This is a genomic window from Kribbella sp. VKM Ac-2571, from assembly GCF_004362255.1.
Lineage (GTDB): Bacteria > Actinomycetota > Actinomycetes > Propionibacteriales > Kribbellaceae > Kribbella > Kribbella pratensis.
In genome coordinates this window covers 14,628-34,067 of the sequence record NZ_SNWS01000002.1, presented here as the reverse complement: position 1 = coordinate 34,067, position 19,440 = coordinate 14,628, and the positions used below count along the sequence as shown (strand labels likewise).

Annotated in this window: 9 protein-coding genes; 3 read left to right on the top strand and 6 right to left on the bottom strand. The window is 66.4% G+C overall.

The genetic code is table 11. The annotated features are described in order from the left end of the window. From EV651_RS04110 to EV651_RS04100, 3 genes are all read right to left on the bottom strand, one after another. Positions 1–351 (bottom strand): holo-ACP synthase, encoded by a 351-nt coding sequence (locus EV651_RS04110; RefSeq protein ID WP_130384581.1) that lies wholly within the window; start codon positions 349–351, stop codon positions 1–3. An 87-nt stretch (positions 352–438) separates the two neighbouring features. Next, positions 439–1,443, bottom strand: a complete 1,005-nt coding sequence (locus EV651_RS04105) for a LacI family DNA-binding transcriptional regulator (RefSeq protein ID WP_238156652.1) — start codon at positions 1,441–1,443, stop codon at positions 439–441. 31 nt (positions 1,444–1,474) lie between these two features. Continuing rightward, a complete protein-coding gene (locus EV651_RS04100; protein ID WP_133782178.1) occupies positions 1,475–3,313 on the bottom strand; it encodes an alpha-glucuronidase in 1,839 nt (612 codons plus the stop codon). A 152-nt stretch (positions 3,314–3,465) separates the two neighbouring features. Between EV651_RS04100 and coaA the strand changes: the two genes are divergently transcribed. Continuing rightward, positions 3,466–4,419, top strand: a complete 954-nt coding sequence (coaA, locus tag EV651_RS04095) for a type I pantothenate kinase (RefSeq protein ID WP_166658495.1) — start codon at positions 3,466–3,468, stop codon at positions 4,417–4,419. Here the strand turns inward: coaA and EV651_RS04090 are convergent. The 3 genes from EV651_RS04090 to EV651_RS04080 all read right to left on the bottom strand — a co-directional run bounded on the left by EV651_RS04090 (position 4,400) and on the right by EV651_RS04080 (position 15,794). After that, positions 4,400–5,503, bottom strand: coding sequence for an MFS transporter (locus EV651_RS04090; protein ID WP_238156651.1), 1,104 nt, complete (start codon positions 5,501–5,503; stop codon positions 4,400–4,402). The two genes, coaA and EV651_RS04090, sit on opposite strands and share 20 nt — an antisense overlap. A gap of 806 nt (positions 5,504–6,309) precedes the next feature. Further along, a complete protein-coding gene (locus EV651_RS04085) occupies positions 6,310–6,786 on the bottom strand; it encodes a hypothetical protein (protein ID WP_133782172.1) in 477 nt (158 codons plus the stop codon). A gap of 11 nt (positions 6,787–6,797) precedes the next feature. Further along, on the bottom strand, positions 6,798–15,794 hold the full coding sequence (locus tag EV651_RS04080; protein WP_166658494.1) for a LamG-like jellyroll fold domain-containing protein: 8,997 nt from the start codon (positions 15,792–15,794) through the stop codon (positions 6,798–6,800). A gap of 427 nt (positions 15,795–16,221) precedes the next feature. On the opposite strand from EV651_RS04080, the gene EV651_RS43195 reads away from it, so the two are divergent. Beyond that, on the top strand, positions 16,222–16,782 hold the full coding sequence (locus tag EV651_RS43195) for a 4'-phosphopantetheinyl transferase superfamily protein (RefSeq protein ID WP_370352023.1): 561 nt from the start codon (positions 16,222–16,224) through the stop codon (positions 16,780–16,782). An 82-nt stretch (positions 16,783–16,864) separates the two neighbouring features. Then, on the top strand, positions 16,865–19,438 hold the full coding sequence (locus tag EV651_RS04070) for a glycoside hydrolase family 3 N-terminal domain-containing protein (RefSeq protein ID WP_133782166.1): 2,574 nt from the start codon (positions 16,865–16,867) through the stop codon (positions 19,436–19,438). Positions 19,439–19,440: the final 2 nt, after the last annotated feature.

The following is a 19,440-nucleotide window of genomic DNA, read 5'->3' as shown; positions in this document are numbered from 1 at the left end:
TCAGCCCTCCAGGACGACTACCGCGGAAGCGATGCCGGCGTCGTGGCTCAACGACAGGTGCAGGCTCTGTACGCCGAGTTTGGCCGCCTGCGCCGCGACGGTGCCGGTGATCTCCAGCCACGGCCGCCCGGTCTCGTCGGTCTGCACCTCGGCGTCGTGCCAGTGCATGCCCGCAGGCGCCCCGAGCGCCTTCGCCAACGCCTCCTTGGCGGCGAACCGTGCCGCCAGCGACGCCGGCGGCTTCACCGCCTCCACGGCGGTGAACACCCGATCCCGCAACCCCGGCGTACGCTCCAGCGTCCGCATGAACCGATCCACGTCGACCACATCGATACCCACGCCGACGATCATGCAGCCCACCCTAACCGGCCCCTTCGCCCCGCACCTTCCGGGTTGGGGAGGATTTCCCGCCCGATTCGGCACAAAACCCTCCCCAAGCTAGCTTGCGGGAGACGCTGTGGACTGGCGGATCCGCAGGTCGACCGCCAGGTCCAGGCGGAGGGCGGTGGGGGTACGGCCTCGGGAGAGATCGAGTACGACGCGGGTCGCGAGTTCGGCCATCTGCTGCAGGGGCTGGTGGACCGTGGTGAGGGTCGGGGTCACCCATTGCGCCACCGGAAGGTCGTCGTACCCGACGACCGACAGGTCTCGCGGGACCTCCAGCCCGAGTTCACGGGCAGCCTGGTAGACGCCCAAAGCCTGCATGTCGCTGCCGGCGAAGATCGCGGTGGGCCGGTCGGCAAGCCGAAGCAGGGCAAGCGCCTCGCGATGGGCGCCGCCGACCTCGAAGTCCGCCCACCGGATCAGCCCCGGATCGACATCGACACCGGTCGACCGCAGCGCATCGGTGTACCCGTCGACGCGTTGCCGCGAGCACAGCGTCTCGATCGGACCGCCGATCATCCCGATCCGGGTGTGACCGAGGGTCCGCAGATGAGTCGTCGCCAGGCGGCCGCCGTTCCAGTTCGCGGAGCCGATCGACGGTACGTCGTCGCCCACGTCGCCGACCGGATCGACGACCACGAACGGGATCCGCCGCGCCTCCAGCTGCGCGCGCTGATCGGCGTCCAGGTCCGAGAACACCATGATCACGCCGAGCGGCCGCCGGTTCAGCACCGACTCGATCCACTCCTGCCGCGGCCGGAGCGTCCCGCCGCACTCGGACAGCACGAGCTCGACGCCCTCGGAACGTACGACCTCCTCGACGCCGCGGATCAGCTCCATCGCCCACTCGCCGCCGAGCTGGTTGAACACCAGGTCGATCATCGGGCCGGCCGCCGTACTCGAGCTGCGCCGCCGGTACCCGTGCTCCTGGATCAGGCTCTCGATCCGCGCCCGGGTCGCCGCCGCCACGTCCGCGCGCCCGTTCAGCACCTTGGAGACGGTCGGCACCGAGACCCCGGCCTGCTCCGCAATTTTCGCAATGGTCGGCCGCTCGGCCACGACGCCTCCCGATCCGAAACTTTCGAACAGCCTACCTATGAATCGTGCGGCCGTGGGCATCCGGTACGCCGGAAAGCCGGTAGAAGAACGTGTTGACCTGGTCGCGCCACTCGCGGGCGTTCGACAGCTGGGTCTCGAACCGGGCGGTGATGTTCGCGCGGACGGCCGGCTCGAAGCGCTCGGCGATCACCTGCCAGCGCGCGACCATCGCCTCCACCTCGGCGTACCCCTGGAAGTGGGTGTCGTAGATGTGTTGCAGCACGGTGCTTCCGCTCTGCAGCACGTGATCGTAGGGCACGTGGTGGAAGAACAGCAGCAGCTCGTCGGGACAGGTGTACATGTCCTCGTACAGGCTCGCGAGCGGTTCCGGGTACTGCCCCGTGAACCCCGAGCCCGTCTTCACGGTCCGATCCACGCCGACGCCGTACCGATCCGCGAAGTGGTACCTCCCCGCGCCCGAGTACTCGTACCCGTTCACGCTCGGCCCGTAATGCGTTCCCGGCGTCACCATGAACCCGACGCCGAGCGGTGCGGTGTACCGCTCGTACGTCTGCCACGAGCCGGACAGGATGGTCACCAGCTCGCTTCGGGTCCGGTCGTCCATCGCGAACGTCGCCGCCGCCCACTCGTGCAGCAGGCTGACCGGGTCCGCGGCCGGGTCCCACGCCAACCGGCCGAACGCGTAGAGGTTGCTCTGCGCAAGCTTGTGCCCGGTCCAGTTGGGGTCGTCGCCGACGTTGGACACGGCAACGATCGCACCGATGCGGTCGGCAACGGTCACGCCGCCGCCACCGGTCGTGTCGAACTGCAGGATCTCCCGCCACCAGGGCCCCAGGTAGCAGAGGTCCTGCTGCTGGCCGGAGTACTCCTGCGTGACCTGCAACTCGACACCGAAAACGGTTTCCTGGAATTCCCCGAGCAGCGGGGCGACCGGCTCCCGGATCTGGAAGTCCAACGGCCCGTGTTTGACCTGCAAGACAACGTTTTCCTCGAACCGCCCGTCCAGCGGGATGAACGCGTCGTACGCCGCTCGCGCCCGATCCGCCCGCCGATCCCGCCAGTCCTGTTCGGGCTCCGCGCCGGAACATCGCCAGAAAACGCTTCCGCCGTACGGCGCCACGGCCCGTGCCAGCAGGTTCGCGCCCTCGGGATCACGCGCCGTCCGCACGACCAGACCGCCGAGATCCGGTACGACGTCGTACACCCGGGCGACCGTGGCGGCCCACCAGCGCGCGACCCGCTCGTCGCGCGGGTCGTCGACGAAGTCGACCGCGAGGCTCAGCGCGATCCCGTACTCACGGAAAACGCCGGCCAACCGCGCCACGTCGGGCAGCTCGGCGGTGGCGAGCGCGACCGCGTTGATCCCGATCGACGCCAGCAACCGCGCGTACGCCCGAACCCGCGTGAGGTCGGGCACCACCGCGCCGTCGCGGAAAAAGATCGATCCGCCCGAGTATCCGCGCCGTACGACGCCGGACAGCTCGTCCCAGTGGTCCAGCATCCGGATCGGTACGGCGGGTTGCTCGACGACGGTGAAGTCGCCGCTCATCCACTCGAAGTACCGCAGCACGTAGAAATACCCGTACAGCAAGCCGTGCCCGCCCTCGGCCGCGACCACAAGATCGTTGCCCCGTCGCACTACCACGAACCCCTCGACGCCCAGCCCGTGCTCAGGCACCGCGGCCTCGACCTCCTGCCAGAGAGCCGTCTCCCGGACGCGGGTCAACGTACAGACCGCGATCTGTACGTCGGTGCGGAAACGACGCGTCTGCCGGACCTCGGCGCGGATCGTCTGCGCGAGCACGCCCGACGCGTGCACGGTCACCTCGGGCAGGCGTTGCGTACCCAGCCAGGCGGAGTCGGCGGTCATCGAAGGTTGATCCTTACACACCACACGGTCACCACCTGATGACCGAAAGTTTCGAGACCGTACCGTAGCTGAGACATTCCGGGACACTCTGAGACCAAGGCCACGCCCTCCCGATGTGGGTGCATCCGGCGCCGGTGGGAAGAATGGGCCACATGCTGCAGCCGTCGCGGGAGGTGACTCCCTACACCGAGCTCGACCGGGCCACCTGGGCGCAACTGGCCGAGACGACCATCTCCCCGCTGACGGCGGACGAGGTCGAGCGGTTGCGGGGTCTCGGTGACGAGATCGACATGGACGAGGTCCGCGAGGTGTATCTGCCGCTGTCGCGGATCCTCTCGCTGTACGTCCGGCACGCCCGCGCGCTGCACGCGGACACCGAGAGTTTCCTCGGCAAGCAGGTGGAGACCCGCACCCCGTTCGTGATCGGGATCGGCGGATCGGTTGCCGTCGGCAAGTCCACGACCGCGCGACTGCTGCGCGAACTGCTGGCCCGCTGGCCCGAGCACCCGCGGGTCGCGCTCGTCACCACCGACGGTTTCCTCTGGCCGAACGCCGAACTCGAACGCCGCAACCTGATGCAGCGCAAGGGCTTCCCGGAGTCGTACGACCGCAAGGCCCTGCTGCGTTTCGTGGTCGAGGTGAAGTCCGGGATGGACACGGTCGAGGCGCCGGTCTACTCCCACCTGCACTACGACCGGATGGAAGGCGTACGGACAACCGTCGAGCAACCCGACATCCTGCTGCTCGAGGGCCTGAACGTCCTGCAGCCGGCGCCCCGGCACGCGGACGGCAAGAGCGGTCTCGCAGTCAGCGACTTCTTCGACTTCTCGGTGTACGTCGACGCGGCCGCCGACGACGTCCGCTCCTGGTACGTGGCTCGCTTCCTCAAACTGTGGGAAACGGCGTTCCGCAACCCCGAGTCGTACTTCGTCCGGTACGGCGAACTCAGCCGCGAGGAAGCAATCAAGAAGGCCGAGTCGCTCTGGGACGGCATCAACGGCCCGAACCTGCGCGAGAACATCCTCCCCACCCGCTCCCGCGCCACCCTCGTCCTCCGCAAAGGCCCCGACCACGCCGTCCGCTGGGTCAGACTACGGAAGCTCTGACTGCGGGTACGACGGCCAGCGCGACGACTGCGGCGGTCAGGGCGAAGGCGATCGGGTAGCCGGTGCCGCCGACGATTGCGCCGAAGGCCAGTGCGCCGAGTCCCCAACCGCCGTCGTACGCGAGGTTCCAGAGAGCACTGACCTGCCCGAACCGAGACCGGTCGACCCGGTTGTACATCAGAGTCAGCGTCAGGTTCTGCGCAGCGCCGAAGCCCGCCCCGAAGCAGGTAGAGCCGATCAGGATCGCGATCGGGCTCGGCAGGAAGATGAGCGATCCGGCACCGATGGCGGCGAGCACGAGAGCGGGTGCGAGGAGCTTCGCGGGACCGATGCGATCGGCGTACCGCCCGGCCAACCAACGCGCAGCCGGCGCCGCGATCGCCTGCAACAGAAGGGCCGACGCAACCATCGACTGCCTGTCCCCGGCAACGGCCAGCGGCAGGAACGTAACGCTGATCCCGGCCGCCACAGTCACCGCAGCGAACACGAGAGTCGGCATCAACAGCCCACTCCGCCGTACGCCGCCCAGCACCTTCACGTGCTGCTCTTCGACAGCAATCCGCGCCGGCAACCCAACCAGCATGACCAGCCCGGCCAACGACGCGACGGCCGCCAGAACGAACAGCCCACCGAACCCAATCACGTCGATCAGATAGACCCCGAGCGGCAGCCCGATCACCGCAGGAACCCCAACCGCCACGCCGTACACCCCCAGCGCCTCACCACGACGAGCCGGCGGCGTCAGCTCGGCAACCAGCGCCACCGCCCCAACCACCAGAATCGCCAGCCCCGCCCCACGCACGATGCACACAGCCAGCACAACCGGCAGCGAAGCCGACACCAACAGCACAAGCGAAGGCGCCCCAAGTAGCACCAGCCCCAACCCCAACACAACCTGATACCCCCACCGCCCCAACATCCGCGGCACCACCAACTCAACCCCCACCGCAGCAAACATCATCGCCGCAGTAGAAAGCCCCGCCCCCACACCCCCAGCCCCGTTAGCCGCCAGATACATCGGCACGACCGAGGTCAGCAGATACATGCTCAGCCCCGACCCAAACACCATCACCAACAACCGCACGAACTGCCGACTCAGAAGCGGGCTAACCCGGACTGTAGGAACCTCACACACGCTGGCCATACCAAGAACCTAAAGCCAAACCGGTACGCGCCACAGATCCAGTTCGGAGACGGCCGAGAGGACCAGTTCCGACAAGCCGTCGCCTGTCACTTTGTCGACAAGACCCACCCGATCGCCGCCCGTACGCCGCGAACACCTCGACCGCCTCCGGTGCGGAGAACGCCTGAGCCGAATACACGCTGGTCTCACAGCCGTTCCACAAACAACGACCCTCGACCGGCGGCCCCGAGACGTCACGGACCGCCCGACCCACGACGTACTGACGCCGCCCAGACTCCCCCAGTCGACAACCTCCGCAGTCATGCTGCCCGCTGAACCTGCCGCCTCGACATACTGCTGCGGCCAGGCAGCAAGATCGACACGATCGAACGGGGCGTCCGTGGGCAGTCTCCAGAGTCTCAGCGACTAACGAACCCCGCCGTCGAGGAGAGCAAGCCGCTGCCCGGTCACCTCCCACGGCGCCAACACCGGATCCTTGACCTCCCCATGAACCCGCCCGTTCATCGTCAGCGCATGGGTGACTTCTTCACGGAACCCTCACTAGCCCAGGCTAGTGAGCAGGTCATGCGCTACGACATGCATAGCGCCTGACGCCGGTATCCAGCCACCGACGTATGCATCCCACAGCGAATTAGTTAGTCGGTTCTTCCTTTATCCGCGGCTGTCACACACGCAGTCGCACTACACCAGCCGTGATCGCGGGCTCTTGTCTGATCACGCAGGATTTCGGGCGTCGACGGCGCATCTCAAAACATCTTGATATCGAGTACCAGTGACTCGAAGTCAATTTCTCCACCACCATCGCTGCAGTGCAACCTGACGACTTTATTCGGTTGAGGATCGATCAAGATACCAGCGTTCCCAACCCATGCATGGGTAACGCCCGACCCGTCATCCCAACTATTCCAAACTCTGATCCGCCGCCGAGCAACATCGCCCAGCGCGCCGGGCGATCGTGGTGGAACGAACTCGACCACAAAAGGAGACGGGGCAGCGTCAGTCCATACTATTGCCTTCGACATCAAGTGACCGTTGATACTTAGAGTCATATCGCGAGCCGAAAGATTGATACCGTGGCGCACTCTCGGCGACGCACGCACGACCGCAACCTCGGCCCCCTGCGCATCCTCCGGAACGGCCCATTCGTGGGACATATGCACCGTCTGACCGTCGAACTCAATTGGCTTCCCCGCAGATCGAACAAACCAATCACCCAAAGTCATAGAATCCGTCCCTAATATCCTGGGAATCTGAAGGGGTCGATGGCGGCATGGTCCTGAGGCCAACGAGGCACGATATTTTGCCCGCCCATCCGGAATGGAACTGGTTCGTGGCTCAACTCCATCGATTCCGTTCCCCCCTTGTCGGGGTTGTAACGTTGTGGCGCCGAGCCCCGCTGCATGCGCTCGACGTTGCCCTTTCCCCATTTCTGTTCCGCGCCAGGATTTGCGGCCTCGTTCTTCCAGTAGCGTGCGCGCACAGTGGTCCACGAGGGGTCATTACCAGCTCTGGTTGGAGTGTAGACGGGGTCCCCGACACGCCACCCGCGAACACCGAAGAACTGGGCTCCCGGCGGAAGAGGCTCCTCAAGCCCAACGCGTGGTACGCAGCCGCATGGCAGCACGCTGACGACCCCGGCTCCGCTCCCTGCACGACCGCCGCGTCCCCCACCGCCAGTCTCGACGCTTCCGCGGCCGACGCTGCCGCCGGTCATGCGGGGAAGCTCGGGTCCTCCAAGGCAATCTGCGGATTCGCAGATTGCGATGCCATTGAACCAGTTGTAGCTGCCTGTGGCGCTGACGCTGTGGACTACCGAGCCGGCAGTGTGGAGGGCGTTTTGGTATTGCTGGTTAGACCAGTCGACGGTTTCTTGGGTTAGGTCGCCTCCGGAGGTGACGACGGTGGCCGGTGTTGTGGGGTCGCCGGGGCAGAGGGCTGGATTGCCGTTGGCGCAGACGGGGTCGCCGGGCGGTGGCTGAGCGATCGTCTTCGCGTCCTGCTCGAGATCGTCTCGTTCCTTCTTGACCTTCTTGTTGAGTTGGCACTGAGGATCGCACTTCGGCGGCGGCTTAGGTCCGCATTGGCTCTTGCAACCGCCATCGCCGCCGCCATCACAGCTCTTCTTGCAGCCCCCGTCACCATCGCCATCACCGCCATCGCCATCACCGCCATGACCGCCATCGCCATCACCGCCGTCGTCGCAGGTCTTGCACTTGCGGTCGATCGGTGGCGGCGGAGGTGGCGGCGGCTTGGGCGGGTCTTCGGGGCAGACTCTCACCGGTCGCTTGTCGTCATCCAGGTCCTCGACCAGCACCACCCACCGGCAGCTGCGGTCCAGCTCGGGGTCGACTGCGCGGTGCCCGTCAGGATCGTTCAACGTCATCGGGTTGCCGCCGGCGTAGGCGTATAGGTTCAGCAGTGAGCTTGCGGTGCCGGCGTTCTGGGTGATGGTGTCGCGGGAGTTGAAGGTGCCGGTGCCTGGGTTGTACCAGCGGGCGCCTTGGTTGACGTCGCCGGAGCGGGGGTCGGTCCAGTCGCCTTGGTAGCCGACTCGGTACTTCAGACCGGTTGCGCTGGTCGAGTTGCCGAACGGGTCGTAGGTTCGGGTGTCGGGTAGACCGGCGGCCATCGTGGTGTCGGTGGGGTCGAAGCCTGCGACGATGTCGCCGTGGCGGTCGGCCACCACCAGGCGTTTGGTGGTGTCGTAGCCGACCGAAAGCAGTCCGTCAGATGCGGCGCGGCCGAAGAATTGGGTGCCGTCGGAGACGACTTCGTCGCTGAAGCCGTCGTAGCGCATTCGGGCGGTGCCGGCCTGGACGGGGCGGTCGAGGGCGTCGTAGGTGAAGTCGCGGTCTGAGCGGGTGATCATCCGGTCGAACGCGTCGAAGGAGAACGCCTCGGTGGTTGTCCCGGTGGTTTGCGTCAGCAGGGCGCCGCGGGGTGAGTAGGTGTAGGTGGACGTGCCGTCGTCCAGGAGCCGGTTGCGTTCGTCGTACGACGCGAGCTTGGTGCCGGCCTTGGTGCGGTTGGAGTTGGCGTCCCACCCGTAGGCGGTGGTGGTGGTTCCCTTCGTCCAGGAGGTGAGCCGGCCGAGTTGGTCGTAGGCGTAGGTATTGTTCCCGGCCCCGGCGACACCGGTGGTGTTCTTGGCGGTGATGTTGTTGTCGGCGTCGTACCCGTAGGTGATCGACGACACCGATGTGGTGCCGGCCTTGAGTACGTCGGAATTCATCCGGCCGTAGGCGTCGTAGCCGATGGTGCGGATCCGGCTGGAGCCGTAGTCGATCGTGGCCAGTTGTCCGGCGGCGTTGTAGCCGAGGGTTTGCAGGACCCGGGTGACCGGATCCGTGACCGTAGCCGGACGCCCGTTCACATAGGTGAAGTCGGCGGTTCCGGCGGCGTCGATGCGCTGGGTGAGCTGGCCATCGGGATCGTAACCCTGCGTCGATGTTCCGGACGGTCCGTCGGCACGGAGCAGCATGCCGCGGTCGTTGTAGGTGTAGGTGTTGACGCCGTCGAGCGCACTCGATGTCGCGAGCCGCCCGGCGAGGTCATAAGTGAGGTTGCGGGCCGCGGTGGATGCCTCGGCCCCGGCGCCGCTTTCGGTCTCGAGCCTTCCGGCGGCGTCGAAGGTTCGGGTCCGCTGCACCCCACCCGGGGACAACAACGAGACCGCGTTCCCGGCCGCGTCGTACGAAGCCGTCCAGGTCCGGTCCGTCAGTGCGGGATGGCTGGTGGTGGACGGCTCGATGACCTTCTCGACCAGGCCGAGGGTGTTGACGGTGTAGGTGGTCGAGTTGCCGCGGCCGTCGGTGTAGCGGGTGCGGTTTCCTGCGGCGTCGTACCCGTAGGAGATGGCGACCTGGTCGGTCGCCGACACCGGATCCACCTGCCCGATCAGTCGGCCGACGGCATCGTAGGTGTAGGTCGACGAACGGTTCCCCGAGGCGGGCGTCGACGAGACCAGGTTGCCGTCCAGGTCGTACCCGAGAACCGTGGTGCCTAGCGCGACGTTGGACGCGTTCAGGGTCTTCGACGCGACCAGTTGCCCAGCCTTGTCATAGCTCGCGACACTGCTGCGACCCATGGCGTCAGTGGAGACCACCTGCCGCCCCGCGTAGTCGTACCCGACCTGGGTGACCACATTGTTCGGATCCGTGGACTTGCTGAGCTGCCCGAGCGAGTCGTAACTGCTGAGCGCAACAGCACCCGACGGCGACTGGGCACTGATCACGTTGTCCATGTCGTCGTAGGCCAGCCGGGTGACGAAGTTCGCCGCGGTCGGCTTTCGTTCCACGTCGGTGGAAGTGATGACCCGGTCGAGGTCGTCATAGGTGTACTTCTTCACAGCGCCCAACGGATCAGTGGTCGACTCGACGTCACCGTTCGGGGTGTAGGCGATCTTCGTGATCGCCCGCTCGTCGTTGGTCTTCCCGGGAGCGTCGACCTGGATCTGCCGGTTGAGGTGGTCGTAGGTGAACCGCGTAGCGTTGCCGCGCTCGTCGACCTGCTGGAGCAGGTTCCCGACCACGTCGTAGGTGAAGCTCGTCTTCGGCGTCATCGCCGTACCACCCGGCGGAGTGTACGACGGGGCGCTGACCTCGACGGTCCGGCCGAGCTTGTCAAACGTCGACTTCACCACGTTCCCGAGCGCGTCCTTCGACGAGGTCGCCTGCCCGTACGCGCCGTACCCGACCATCGCAGTCGGCTGAACATCGGCCGGCGCACCGCCGTCGTGTTCGACCTTCACCTTCGGCGCGACGGTCTTGATGAGCCGCCCGAGTTCGTCGTTCACATACGTCGAGGTGAAGTCAGCCTTCACCGCACCGCTCGCGTTGCCTCGCGGTGTCGTCATCGACGTCGCCAGCCCCCGCTGGTCGTACGTCCAGGAAGTCGTCATCGCACTCGAGGTGTTCTCCACGGTCTGCGACACCCGCCGCCCGGCCGCGTCGAACACGTAATTGATGGCGTCGGTGACCGCGGTCTGCCCGGCGATGTCGGCGTTCGACCAGTTGCCCGTGTTCGTCTGGCGGGTGATGTTGCCGGCCAGGTCGTGGTCGTACGTCGTCTTACGCTTCAAGCCCTCCGGGTCGACGGTCTGGGTCGCGACGCGTCCCGCGGCGTCGATCGTGTACGTCGTGGTGGTCTTGCCGTTGTCCGTGGCTGCCGTGGTCCGGTTGCCGGCACCGTCGTAGGTGTTGTCCTCCAGTACGTACGCCCGAGTGGAACCGTCGGGGTTGTGGAAACCCTCGAGCTTCTTCGTCTTGAGGGTGTCGTCGAGGTTGTACGTGTAGGTCACGAGCCGGCCCATCGCGTCGACCTCGGCCCGCTTGCGGCCGGCCAGGTCGTACTGCGTCTCCGACCGGACCGCGTAGTCGATCCCTTCTCGCGGCCCGTCGACCGGCGGGTTGTTCGGGTCGGCCGGGAGGTTCACGTCCCAGACCTCAGTCAGCATGTTCAGATCCGAGTACTTGTACTCGAATCGGTTCCCGTTCGCGTCCTCCGACCACGTCCGGTTGCCCGCGTCGTCGTACCCCTGCTGCGACAGTTTGCCGTCGGCATCCACCGTGCTGGCAAGACGGTTGCGGTCGTCATAGGTCAAGGTCGTGACCCGCGGCTCGTCCGACGTCTTCAGATCCCGCGCCGTCGTCTTGGTCACGTTGCCGTCGGCGTCGTACTCGATCTCGGCCTTCTGCTGGTGTTGCTCCCCCGTCACCGCGTCCGTCGTCACCGGACCCGTGATCGCCGTGACGCGCGACATGTTGTCGTAGTCGTAGGTCGTGACGACACCGCTCGGGTAGGTGTCCGAGATCTGCGTCTCGGTCTTCTTCCGGCCGATCTCGTCATAGGTGTACTTCGTGACCAGGCCCGACGGAGCCGTCGTCTGGATGAGTTCGCCGTACTGGTCGTACAAGAACTGCGTCACCGCCGTCGTCGACGCGTTGACCTTCACCGATTGGGTCTTCAGCAACCCCGGGGGCATCGGCTTCCCGTCCGGCCCGGTCTGCACACCATCGGTATAGGTGGAGAGCGTGACGCCACCATCCGGACTCACATCCGAGGCGACGTCGCCATTGACGGTGAGGTTCGAGTAGCGCTTGTAGGTGTCGTCGGTCGCGCTCGCCGACCGCCCGTCTCGAGACGTCGCCATCTTGTCCCACCGGGGATCCAGCGCGGGCCACGCATCGTCGCGGTGGTACGTCGTGTACGCAGTGTGGCAGTCGGTGCCGGCCGCACCGCGGCAGGTCTTCGTCGACGTCACGTTTCCGCGATCGTCGTACCCCATGCTGACCTCGCCACCCATTTCACTGGTGACCTTCGTCAGCTGACCACTCTTGTCATGGGTGTAGCTACGGATCGCATACCCCGTACCTGTGGTCCAGTTCTGCGTCGTGCCTGCAGTCGGAGGCTGGCGAGTGTCCTCGCCGAGCGGCCTGCCAGTACGCCGCAACCAGCCACCAAGCAGGTCGTACTCGTAGACGTAGTCACTGTTGTTCGGGCCAGTCACATGAACGACACGAGACTTGGCGACCTTGCTGGCCCATCCGTTGAGGATCTCAGGCGTACCGATCGTCCAGCCGCCGCCGTTCTCGTCGATGTACTTCTGGATCCGGTCGCTGGCCGGGTTGTACTCGACCTCCGCAGTCGTGCGTCCGCCGGCGGTGCTGATCGAAGACAGTTGATCGGCTGCGTTGCGGCCCTGCTGCCAGTGCGCGATCACGTCCCTGGTCGTCAGGGGGTGGGAGTACAGCGCGACCTCGTCGATCTGACCGGTGAAGTACCGCAGCGCCTGCGTTCCGTACGACGGCCACGCGCTCGGGGCCGCCGCCACCGCCGCACCGATCTCGTTCACCGCGAACTGCTCGTGGTCCACCACGCTCTGCGTGATCGTTCCGATCGCGACACCATCCAGGTACAGCGACTGCCGGGTTCCCATCGAACTCAGCACGACGTGATGCCACTGGCTGTCGTTCACCAAGCTAGTCGACGTCATCGGAGCCGCCGCACCGTGCCAGAACTGACCACGAAGTTTGCCGTCGGCACCGACGTACAGCACCGGCATACCGCCGGTCGTCGTACTGCCCAGCCTCTGCTTCTGGTAGCCGAGCAGTGGCTGGCTCGTCGCACCGCTGGTCTTGAACCACATCTCGACTGCCTCGTCACGGCTGCGCGTTGCCAGACCGTTCGGCAAGGAGACCCAGGAGTTCCCGTTGAACGAGACCGACTTGTCCGCGTCGCCGACCCCCGTCAATGGGCTGCCCTGGTTGAACTGAACGTTCGTGTAAGTACCGAAACCGTCGCGCCACGACATGGCGGCCTCGTTCGTCGCACTGCTATCGGTGCCGTCGTCGGAGAACCGGAAGTAGCCGTCGGGTCGGCTGTCCATCACCGCGCTGCGGTAGTGCGAGCCTTGCGCCGCACCGTACGTCGTGCATTTCTGCTCCGCATTGCACGACTTCGTCAAGACGTCGCCGGAGTACTCGTATGTCCAAGTCAGCGGAGACCCGTTGACCGGCTGGGTGCTGACCGAGGCGACATGCTTGTTGTCGGCCGACCACGTGAACGTCAACTTCCGCCCCGCGCCATCCAGACTCGCGACAGACTCCAGTGTCCCGTTCGTTCGGTAGGCCAGCGCGAGCGGCTTGCCCTGGGTGCTGTAAATCTTGCTCAACTTTCCCGTACCCGGCGCGAACTCGTACTTCGTGCCAGGCACGATCTGCAGCGTCCACGGGCCATTCGCCGACGCCGCCGTCAAGACGGTCTTCGCGCCGCGGGGTGCCGCGAACGTTCCATTTGCGTTGACACCGAACCGCACCTGCCGGCCGTCCGGATACGTCACCAACGCACTGCCGTCGTTCTCGATGACCAGCCGCATGTCATAACGGCTCGACCAGCCGGCTCCGAACAGGCCGTCGCGGCGCGGATCGAGACTGTTGTACGTCCGCGCGACATTCAGCTCAGGGCCCGCCACCGGCACGACAACGTCCAGCGCCGACGCCGTGTAGTTGCCGACCGCCGGGTCGTACGGCTTGTCCTGGGACTTACCGTCGTTGTTCGCGATGTGCCCGGTGATCGCCGGCTGCGGCACACCGGTGAACAGCGTGATCGGCTCGCCGATCGTGTGCTGCCCGTCGTTGTCCTGCACATAGATCTGCCATTGGTATTCACGGTTCCACGCCAGCTTCCCGGATGGCACCACCCACGTCTTCGACGATGTGTAGGACCCGCTGAAGAAGCACCCCACCAGCGGATTGTCATCGACGACCTCACAGACCCGGAAGCTGTACTTCAGCGTGTCCTCCGGCGCATCCGGATCGATCCCGGACGCCCACACCTGCGGCGTCAACGTATACGCCTGCGCGCCGTTCAACGGCCACACCTGCGACAAGTCGACCACCGGCGGAACGTTCTGGATCGTGATCAGCCGCGGCGCGGGCAGGACACCCCAGTCGGTGTACCAGCGATGGATTGTCGTATCTCTGTGCACCATCGAGAACTCGATCTGATAATCGATCCCCTCGGCCGAACCCGGCAACGCGCCGACCGCGACATCCAGATTGATCTTCCCGCCGTGCGGTACCGATGTCGTGATGGGCGTCGACAGCACCGCCCAGTTCTGCAGCTGACCGTCCTTATAGATCCGGTAGCTCATGTAGTCGTCGCCCGGCTGCCACGTGAACCCACCCAGGTTCGTGATCGTCATCGGGAACTTGCCGGCCTTGTCCTGCGTGACGTAGTCCTCCGGGCTCTGGGCCCGGAACGCGTACGCCGCGTGGTACGGCGAATGCGTCACCGCAAGCCTCGGCGGGTTCGCGGTATTGATACCCGCGAACTTCTTCCACGAGTAACGATCCGTGCGCTGGTTCGCGAACATCGCGAACCCAAAGTTCGACCGCTGACCATCGACCAGGCTCTGCAACCATGACACACCAGCCGCGTTGAACGGCAACGCGTCGTACATCGGCTGGCACGCGGTCGTGCCGGTCGTGTTGGACACATAGCCACGCGAGAAACTGCTCGACGCGATCACCGACGGCGTCACCTGTGGACCCGGATACTTCAAACTCGACAGCGGAGTGGACTGCCAGCCCTCCATCGCGCCATACACGTCCACCCGACGCGACGAGCAGGTGTCCGCCTGGTAGTTGTACATCTCAAGCTGCGCACTCACGATCGTGTCGTACCTGAACGCGTCCACGAAATTCGGGAACGACAACAGCGACGTGTACGCGTTCCACCCAGACGTAGACGAACAGTTCGTCGTACCCGCCGCAGGACGACACCCGACCTGCAGATCACTCGCACCACTGATCGAACCGTTCACACCCGCGCTCACCGCGTACGTCGGCGTCAACCGGTCCGTCGGAATCACCGTCGGATCGATCCGCACCGGGAACACCCGCGCAGGATCGTCCAACCATGCACTGTCCGCGGTGACCTTCAACGCCTGACGGCCATCGACCGTCACCAGCTCGTACGACACCGCGCTCGAGGTCGCGCGCACCTCGACCGTGTTCGAATCCTCCATCACACCGGCCGGAATCCGCGCCCGCTCAGTCCCGTGCTCGTCAGCCAGCACGATCTCCCGACCCACCAGTGACGCGGCCAGGTTGTCGCTCAGACTCAGCGGGAACACGAACGATCGCGGCGCCGTCGTCGACTTGAGAACAATCGTCTCCTTGATCCCCCGCGGCTGCGACTCCAACTCCAGATCCGTGCCTGACAACAGCTCAGGGAACACAACCTTGCTGCCCGACATCTGCCCAGCAACCGCACCCGCACCGGCCACACCCCAGCCGATGTTGTGACCATCCCCCAACTCGATCCCCGCCACCGGGTCCGCGTTCGACTGCCCCGCGATCCAGGAATAGACCTCCGTCGAGATCGTTTCCCAGCCACCACCGTCCCGCGGCTGCAGATTCGCGTCGATCTCCGCCCACGAACCATCAGGCTTCTGGAAGTTCAACGGCGCCGGCGACAAGACACTCGTCTCCGTGCCATCGGTGTTGGCGAACGTTTGCGTGAAACGATCCCGCTTCTCCGGCAACTCGCGACTCGTCTGCTTGTCGAAACCCTTCACCGCGACTTGCTTCGACGGCAACGCCTTCACAGGCTTCGGTGCCGGCTGCTCCGCCGCGGCATCCACCGGCTTCGCCTCAGTCACCGGGAACATGTCCCGCAACGTCGGCGGCTCGACCTTGTTCTGCCCCGGCCCAAGCGGCGCAGGCAACTTCCCAGGCCCGACACGTTGCGCCGGAGCCTTCGCCTCCCCCTTACCCGACATCGCCGCCGGGGGCACCGGCGCCGGCGAACCCGCAGCAACCGCCACAGGCAACGCCGGTCCAATACCAGCCAACGGCACTGCCAACGCAACACAAACGCCCACCAACTTCGCAACGCGAACCCGGCGACGGACAGCACGAGAAGACAGCCTGGACCTGGCCATGGAGGATCCCCCTGGGGCGTGGACGACCTGAACGAGAAGCCTGGGGTCCCCCGACCCCGCCAGCGCCGGGACAGAACGTAACACCACGTGACGCTGCGCAGCCACAAACCTGCAACTTCCTGCAAATTCCCGAAAATCTGTAACGCCGGGCGGCACCCGGTGACGCATCGGCGGCCGCGCGCTGCGGCTGGCGGCGCGATAGCTTCGGTTGGTGGGAAGTTGCGTTTACGTGTGGGTGGGGGCGGGCGGTGTTGAGCCGCGGGTCGCGGGTCACGGTCTGCTGCTCGAGCTTGCGGGGACGCTTGTTGAGCGGCCCAGGTTGAGTCATGACGAGGGCGGACGACCACGCGTGCCTGGGTTGGCAGTGAGTGTTTCCTACTCGCAGGGGTTGGTTGCTGTGGCGGCGGCGTACGGCGGGCTGGTTGGGGTGGATCTTGAGGAGGTTCGGGCAAGGGACTTCGAGGGGTTGGCCGGGCGTTGGTTTGGGGTGCGGGAGCTGGAGTGGATGAGCCGGCAGGAGGATGAGCTGGTCGCGTTTCTTCAGTTGTGGACCGGTAAGGAGGCGGTAGGGAAGGCGCTCGGGGTTGGGCTTGGGGAGGCGGGGTTGCGGCGGGAGATGCCGCTCGACGGGGGTGCGGTGGAGTCCGTGCCTGGGCTGGTAGTGACGCACCTGGGGTGGCCGGACGCCGTGCTCGCGGTCGCGGCGCCGGCGGGCAAGGTGGTGGTCAGCCGGCGGTCACCGACTCTTGACCCACCGTGCGCGCGTGGGTAACTTTCGCGTCGCGGGGGAGTATCTGTAATTCAATTACCTTGACGCTCGCCCATGCCCGCCCGGAACTGAGTTGGGGACACCGATGGAACTGACCCGACGCCAAACCCTCGGACTAGCGGCGGCCGCCGTCGCTGGATCGACGGTCGCAGGCACCATGACCGCAAACGCCCAGCGCGACCCCTGGGTCCGTGACACGCTGAACCGGCTGACACTGGAGCAGAAGGTCGGCCAGCTGTTCGTCTGCTACGCCTACGGACCGACCGCCGACACAGCCGACGCCCGCAACACCAGCCTGTACGGCGTCGCCACGCCGGCCGAGGTGGTGGCGAAGTTCAACCTCGGCGGCGTCATCTACTTCGCCTGGACCGATTCGGTCCGCGACCCCGACCAGATCGGCCGGCTGTCGAACGGACTGCAGGCCGCCTCGCTCGCCGCCAGCGGCGTCCCGCTGCAGATCAGCACCGACCAGGAGTACGGCGTCGTCTTCCGTTTCGGACCGCCCGCGACCCAGTTCCCCGGCGGGATGGCGCTCGGCGCGACCCGGTCGGCGGCCTTCGCGCGGTCCGCCGGGCGGATCGGCGGCCGGGAGCTGAAGTCGGTCGGCATCACCACCGACTTCGCACCGGACGCCGACGTCAACGTGAACCCGCTGAACCCGGTCATCGGGGTCCGCTCGATCTCGTCCGACCCGGCGCTGGTCGCCGAACTCGTCGCCGCCCAGGTCAAGGGCTACCAGCGCGACGGCGGGATCGTCTCGACCGCGAAGCACTTCCCCGGGCACGGTGACACCGACACCGACAGCCACGTCGGCATCCCGGAGATCCACCACACCCGCGAGGAGTGGACCCGGATCGACCTGCCGCCGTTCCAGGCCGCGATCCGGGCCGGGATCCACTCCATCATGACCGCGCACATCGTCGTACCGGCACTCGACCCGTCCGGTGACCCGGCGACGCTGAGCAAGCCGATCCTGACCGGGATCCTGCGGCAGCAGCTCGGGTTCGACGGCGTGGTGATCACGGACTCGCTCGGGATGAAGGGGGTCCGCGACAAGTACGGCGACGCGGAGATCCCGCTCCGGGCGATCGAGGCCGGTGTCGACCAGCTCCTGATGCCGGTCGATCCGGGGCTGGCGTACAACTCGGTCCTGAACGCCGTCCGCGGCGGCCGGATCAGCGAGGCCCGCATCGACGAGAGCGTCGCGCGCATCCTCTGGCTCAAGCGCGCCACCGGCGTCGTCGACGCGCCGTACGTCGACCTGTCCCGGATCGCCACCGTCGTCGGTACGCCGGCCAACTACGCCGAGGCCCAGCGGATCGCGGACCGCAGTATCACGCTGCTGCGCAACGACGCGGACCTGCTCCCGCTCTCCCCCGCGCCCCGCACGATCGTCGTCGCGGGATACAGCCCCAAGACGCTGGCGACCGCACTGCAGAGCCGGGGCGCGACCGCGATCGTGAAGGACACCGGCACGACGCCGACCGACGCCAAGATCGCCGACGCGGTGGCCGCCACCGCGAACGCCGACCTGACCGTCGTCCTCACCAACAAGGCCTGGGACACCACGGTCACCGACAAGCTGGCGAAACAGCAGAAGCTCGTCAACACGCTGCTCGCCACCGGTCGTCCGGTGATCGTGGTCCCGGTCCGCGACCCGTACGACGTCGCGTACTTCCAGACCGAACCGGCGACGTCACTCGTCACGTACGGCAACGCGGCCGTGTCGATGGAGGCTGTCGCCAAGGTCCTGTACGGCGAGATCGCGCCGGCCGGAAAGCTTCCGGTCGAGATTCCGGCCAAGCCGGATCCGAACCGTCCCGGTCCGGCTCCCACGCTGTACCCGTTCGGCCACGGGCTCACCTTCGATCCCGAGGTCACCCGGCTGACCGTTGCCTCGTACAACATTCATGCCGGCGCCGGCGAGGACAACGTTTTCGACCTCGACCGGACCGCGCGGGCGATCAAGGCCTTGGACGCGGACATCGTCGGACTGCAGGAGGTCGACGTCCATTGGGGCGACCGCAGCCGGTGGCTGGACACACTCGCCGAACTGGCCGGAAAGCTCGGGATGTACCCGGCGTTCGCACCGATCTACGATCTCGACCCGCCGGCAGCCGGTCAACCGCGGCGCCAGTACGGCGTGGGTGTGCTGTCCCGCTTCCCGTTGGTGCGGGTCGAAAACCATTCCATCACCCGGCTGTCGACGCAGGATCCGAACCCGGTACCCGCGCCGGCACCCGGTTTCCTCGAGGTGGAGGTGGACGTCCGCGGCCGCCGGCTGCACGTGTACTGCACCCACCTGGACTACCGCGCCGACCCGTCGGTCCGGCGGGCCCAGGTCGACGACACCCTGAAGATCCTCGCCGCCGACAGCCGTCGCGACCTGCAGGTCCTGGTCGGTGACTTCAACGCCGAGGCCACCGCACCGGAGCTCGCCGGGCTCTGGACCCGGCTGACGGACTCGTGGACCGCTGCCGGTAAGACGACCGGCGGCCCGAACACCTACCCGGCGGTCGCCGCGAACAAGCGGATCGACTTCGTCACCGTCGGCAAAGGCCTGACCGTGCGGAGCGCAGAAGTACCCGCCGAGGTCCCGGTCGCCGAGGCCGCCAGTGACCACCGTCCGATGATCGCCGACCTCTCGTTCCGTCCCTGAGG